This is a genomic window from Streptomyces sp. 13-12-16, assembly GCF_002114215.1.
Classification (GTDB): domain Bacteria; phylum Actinomycetota; class Actinomycetes; order Streptomycetales; family Streptomycetaceae; genus Streptomyces.
On record NZ_NCTE01001097.1, the window covers coordinates 1 to 856 of the forward strand.

General features: G+C 73.9%; 1 protein-coding gene and 1 pseudogene. Both read left to right on the forward strand.

Annotated features, from left to right (window positions below; all coding sequences use genetic code 11):
* On the forward strand, window positions 1–242 hold a 242-nt coding region (locus B7767_RS35830; RefSeq protein ID WP_256923685.1), incomplete at its 5' end, for a DUF6113 family protein.
* A 194-nt stretch (window positions 243–436) separates the two neighbouring features.
* Window positions 437–856: pseudogene (locus B7767_RS35835) on the forward strand (hypothetical protein); the annotation flags it as partial.

Here is an 856-nt window from a genome sequence, read left to right on the forward strand (position 1 = left end):
CGGGGCTGGTCCTGGGAGCCACCCGCGCGCTCCGCAGCCGGGCCGGGGGCGCCTGGGCCGCCGGTGGCTGGATGCTCGTCGTCGTCCTGCTCACCACCAGCCGTCCGGAGGGCGACTTCCTGTTCGCCGCGGGCGGCGGCTCCTACCTCTTCCTCCTCGGCGGTATCGCCATGGCTGTGATCTGCGCCACCCTCGTCTCCGGGAGGCAACCGGACGGCCCTCCCGTCCGACTTGGCAAGTGACGTACCACTTCGCCGCGTCATGGGCGTGCGGGTCCGGTGTGGGTTTCCCCGGCGGTACTGGGATACGGGCCGGACATGGCCAGTAAGGTGGTGCGCGCCGCCGAGCCTCCCTCGAACCCTCGGCTTCGCCCGAGCTGGGAGGACTCCCACCGTGAGGTCGTGACGGGCGGCGGAGCCAACCGGGAGAACCTGCCTTGAGTCGTGAAACTGACACTCCGTCCTCCGGGCCCAACGGGCGCGGCGGAGCCGCCTACCCGTCGGGCACGCCGCCCTACGGGATTCCGGCGATTCCGGACGAGGGTACGGACGCGGGCCGTTCGGCCGCGCGGCCGGAGGAACGCAAGACCGAGACCACGCTGACGACGCGGATCCGCATCAACATCCCCGGATCGCGGCCCATTCCGCCGGTCGTCGTGCGCAAGCCCGTCACGGACGCGGAGGGCAAGGGCGGTACCACCGACGCCGAGGCGGCGGCGCCGTCCCCGGCTCCGGCCGCCGACGTGGCCGAGCCTCCCGCCCAGCCCGCACAGCCCGACCGGTCCGACCGGCCGGCGGCCGAGGAGAAGCCGGCCAGCGACTGGTTCGCGCCGCGCAAGTCGGGCGGGGGCAAGGGC